This is a genomic window from Mesorhizobium sp. M7A.F.Ca.US.007.01.2.1 (assembly GCF_003998165.1).
In the GTDB taxonomy this organism is placed as follows: Bacteria; Pseudomonadota; Alphaproteobacteria; order Rhizobiales; family Rhizobiaceae; genus Mesorhizobium; species Mesorhizobium ciceri.
In genome coordinates this window covers 1-3,533 of sequence record NZ_RZQP01000374.1, presented here as the reverse complement: position 1 = coordinate 3,533, position 3,533 = coordinate 1, and the positions used below count along the sequence as shown (strand labels likewise).

Sequence of the window (3,533 nt, the reverse complement as noted above, 5' to 3'; positions counted from 1 at the left end):
CCGGTGTGGAGCCGCTTTTCCCAGGGATGCGGCCCGGGACGCAGCATCTGCTCCGTGGCCACGTCGTTGCGCCAATAGCCCTGCATGACATGCGGGCCGCGGATGACCAACTCGCCCGCCACGCCCGGTGGCACGCGGTTGCCCTCATCGTCGACGACGATCGCTTCCGTGTTGGGAATAGCGATGCCGACGGAACCCGGCCGGCGGTCCAGCTCCTCCGGGGGCAGGTAGGTGCAGCGCTTGCATTCCGTCAGACCGTACATGGAAAAGAGCCGTACGCCGGGGAACAGCTCGCGCAGCCGGGCGATATGCACCGGCGGCAGGGCGGCGGCGGTGTTCGAGATATAGCGAAGGCTCGGCAGGAAACCCGGCGCCAAATCGCGCATCTGCAGGATCAGCGCCGCCATCGTCGGCACCAGCGGGAAACCGGTGACCTTCTCGGCGCGGATGCGCTCGAAAATGGCCTGCGGAAAGGCGAATGATTTTTCGAGGACGAGCGTCGCGCCGAGCTTCGTCGCCATCAGCAGTTGATAGAGGCCGTAGTCGAAAGCCAGGGGCAGGACATTGAGGATGATGTCGTCACGGGTGTTGCGCAGATAGGTCGTGATGGATTCGGCCGCGGCATCGATATTGCGATGCGTCATCATCACGCCCTTGGGGCGGCCGGTGGAGCCCGAGGTGTAGATCAGCATGGCGAGGTCGATATCGATCCCGCCATGGCGAATGGGCACGGGCGCGACCTTGAGACAATCCTCGAAGGAGGCAGCGCCATCCGGCGTATGGCTGGATGGCGCTTGCGTAGACGCGACGAAGAACGGCCGGTCCGACAGCGCACGCGCCTGGATCACGACAGGCATCAGCTTGGCCTGAGTCAGGATCGCCGCAGCCTCGCAATCGTCGATGACATAAGCGAGCTTGTCGGCCTTGGTGGAGGCGTTGATCGGGCTGAAGGTCGCGCCCGCCTTGAGAACCGCGAAGATCGAGACGGCGGCTTCCCAGCAATTGTCCATGAAGACGAGAACGCGGTCGCCGCGCTGCACGCCATTCTCGGCGAGAGCGGTCGCAAGCCGGTTCGACAGATCGTCGAGCTCGTCATAGCGCAACCGCTCCCGGTCGGTGACAAGCGCCGTCTTCGCGCCATGCGCGGCCGCGTTCGTGATGAGGAATTGCTCGACCCGCATGAGCTCGGGCCTTCCGCTGCCAGCCGTCACGCCGCGACGAGCGATGCGGTCTTCGCTGTGATGAAGGCCGTGATGCGCGCCAGTGAATCGAGGTTGGCCGGCACGATATCGGCGTCCGCAACTGTGATTCCGCAATGGTCCTCGATAAAGGCCACCAGTTCCAGAACGCCGGTCGAATCGATGATGCCGTTCTCGATCAGCGAGTCCGTATCGGCGAGGGCGTGGGTGGTGTCGCCGAACAGGAAGTTCTCGATGACAAAGGCCTTCACTGCGTCTTGGATCGTATCGGTCATGTCGTTCGCTTTCCTTGGTGGTGTCAGGCGGCCTTTGCGTTGCAAATGCCTGTGCCGGTGAAAGTCGTCAGCCACAGCTGCGTCGACAGGATGCCGACAAAGGCCGCGTTGTCGCGAAAGCCGGAGGCCGGCTGGCGGCTGCATTTCTCATGTAGTTTTGCCACTGCCTTCGGATTGAAGAGCCCGCCGGCGCTGACTGCGGCGTCGCCCAGGGCCGACTGGACATAGTCCCTCGTGCCCGGCCCAACGAAGGACTGGCTATCCGGTGCGCGATAGGGCTGCTTGGTCCGCCGGCCGATGGCGGCCGGCAGCAGGTCTTTGGTCGCCTCCCGCAGAATATGCTTCTCCACGAGCCCCTTCAGCTTCATCTCGGGAGGAAGGCCGGCGGCAAACTCGACCAGATGATGGTCGAGGAAGGGAAAGCGGCCCTCGATGCCGTGGGCCATCGCCATGCGGTCGCCCTGGCTGGACAGGATATAGCCAGGGAGAAGGAAGCGGGCTTCCAGATATTGCGCCTGATGCAAGGGATGCCAGCGGGCGAACGCCTCGGGCAGCCGCGCGGCGAGCTCCTCGGCGGCGTCATATCCGGACAATGTGGCACGCAGATCGCCCGAGTAGAACAGCTTCGTCGCCGCCGTGCCGTCGAACCTCGGCCGATGGGAGAACAGCGGATCGTCAAGCGTCGCGCCGCTAGCCCCGAAGAAGGATAACAGGTACTCGGCCGATTGCTGCCTTAGGCCCGGAAGATAGGGGTAGAGCTTGCGGAACAGATGCGGCCGGATGCGGGAGCCGGGCTGTCTCCCGCAAAAGCGCCGAACCCTGGCCTCCTTGAAAATATCGTAGCCGGCAAAGACTTCGTCGGCGCCTTCGCCCGTCAGCACCACTTTCAAGCCGGCCTCGCGCACGAGGCTCGAGAGCTTGTAGAGCGGGGCAGGGGCAGTGCGCAGGATCGGCCGCTCGGTGAAGCGGATAACGTCAGGGAAGACGGCGGCGATATCGCCTTCCCCGCAGGCGACGGCGCTGTGATGCGTGCCGAGCGCACGGGCCATCTCGATCTGGAAGGGGCTCTCGTCATGTTCGGCGCTATCGAAGGTGACCGAGAAGGTCCTGAGGCCACCCGGCGCCATGCCCGCCGCCAGCGCCGATGTGATGGAGGAATCGAGGCCGCCAGACAGATAGGCGCCGACTGGCACATCGGCGCGCATGCGCATGCGGGTCGCCTCCGTAAGGAGGGCGCGCAGTTCCTCGGCCGCGGCACGCTCGTCCCCGTGCCGGGGCGGCGCGTCCCGGTCGGGATACTCCAGACTCCAGTAGGGCCGGGTCGAGACGCTGCCCTCTTGCACGATCATCAGGCTTGCGGGTTCGATCTCGTAGATGTTGCGGAAGGGCGTGCGCGGCGCGATCGGGGCCCAGAGCGTGAAGATCTGGTCGAGTGCGACCGGATCAATCTCGGCCGCGACGCCCGGGGCCTGGAGGAGCGCCTTGACCTCCGAGGCGAAGTAAAGCCGTTCGCCCTGCCTTGTATAGAAGAGCGGCCGGACCCCCATGCGGTCGCGCGTCAGAACCATGCGGCGGCGGCGGCCGTCCCAGAGCGCAAAGGCGAAATCGCCATTGAGCGCGGAGACGCAATCCTCCCCCATCTCGTCATAGAGATGCAGGATTACTTCGGTGTCGCTGGTTGTCCGGAAATGGCGGCCTTTCGCGCGAAGCTGCTCGCGCAATTCCACATAGTTGAAGATCTCGCCGTTGAAGGCGATCGTCAGATCGCCCGTCGCATCGGACATCGGCTGCTGGCCGTCCCCGAGACCGACGATGGACAGCCGCGCATGGCCGAGGCCGGCCGCCTTTGTGGTGAAGAACCCCTGCTCATCGGGGCCGCGATGGGCAATGGCAGCCGTCATCCTTTCAAGGAGCGCCCTCCCATCCCGGACAGTGCCGAAATAGCCGCTAAAACCGCACATGCCGAGATATTTCCAAGTCCACCAGCGCGGCCCGGACTATAGCCGCCAAGATATCGGTAGGTGTTAAATATTTGGGACTATTCATGAGAATGGTAAAT

The 3,533-nt window shown here is 64.2% G+C and carries 3 protein-coding genes; all 3 read right to left on the bottom strand.

Translation table 11 applies throughout. From position 1 onward, the window contains the following. Nucleotides 1–1,181 (bottom strand): long-chain fatty acid--CoA ligase (locus EN949_RS33830; RefSeq protein WP_127371940.1); only part of this gene is annotated, 1,181 nt, incomplete at its 3' end. Between the two features lie 26 nt (nt 1,182–1,207). Next, complete coding sequence (locus tag EN949_RS33825) at nt 1,208–1,474, bottom strand: acyl carrier protein (protein ID WP_013525356.1); 267 nt, start codon at nt 1,472–1,474, stop codon at nt 1,208–1,210. A gap of 23 nt (nt 1,475–1,497) precedes the next feature. After that, nucleotides 1,498–3,435, bottom strand: coding sequence for an asparagine synthase (glutamine-hydrolyzing) (asnB, locus tag EN949_RS33820; RefSeq protein WP_127371154.1), 1,938 nt, complete (start codon nt 3,433–3,435; stop codon nt 1,498–1,500). Nucleotides 3,436–3,533: the final 98 nt, after the last annotated feature.

Bases quoted from the DNA above. Each gene is read 5' to 3' on its own strand.
- EN949_RS33825 (WP_013525356.1), bottom strand. From the start codon at position 1,474: ATGACCGATACGATCCAAGACGCAGTGAAGGCCTTTGTCATCGAGAAC.
- asnB (WP_127371154.1), bottom strand. From the start codon at position 3,435: ATGTGCGGTTTTAGCGGCTATTTCGGCACTGTCCGGGATGGGAGGGCG.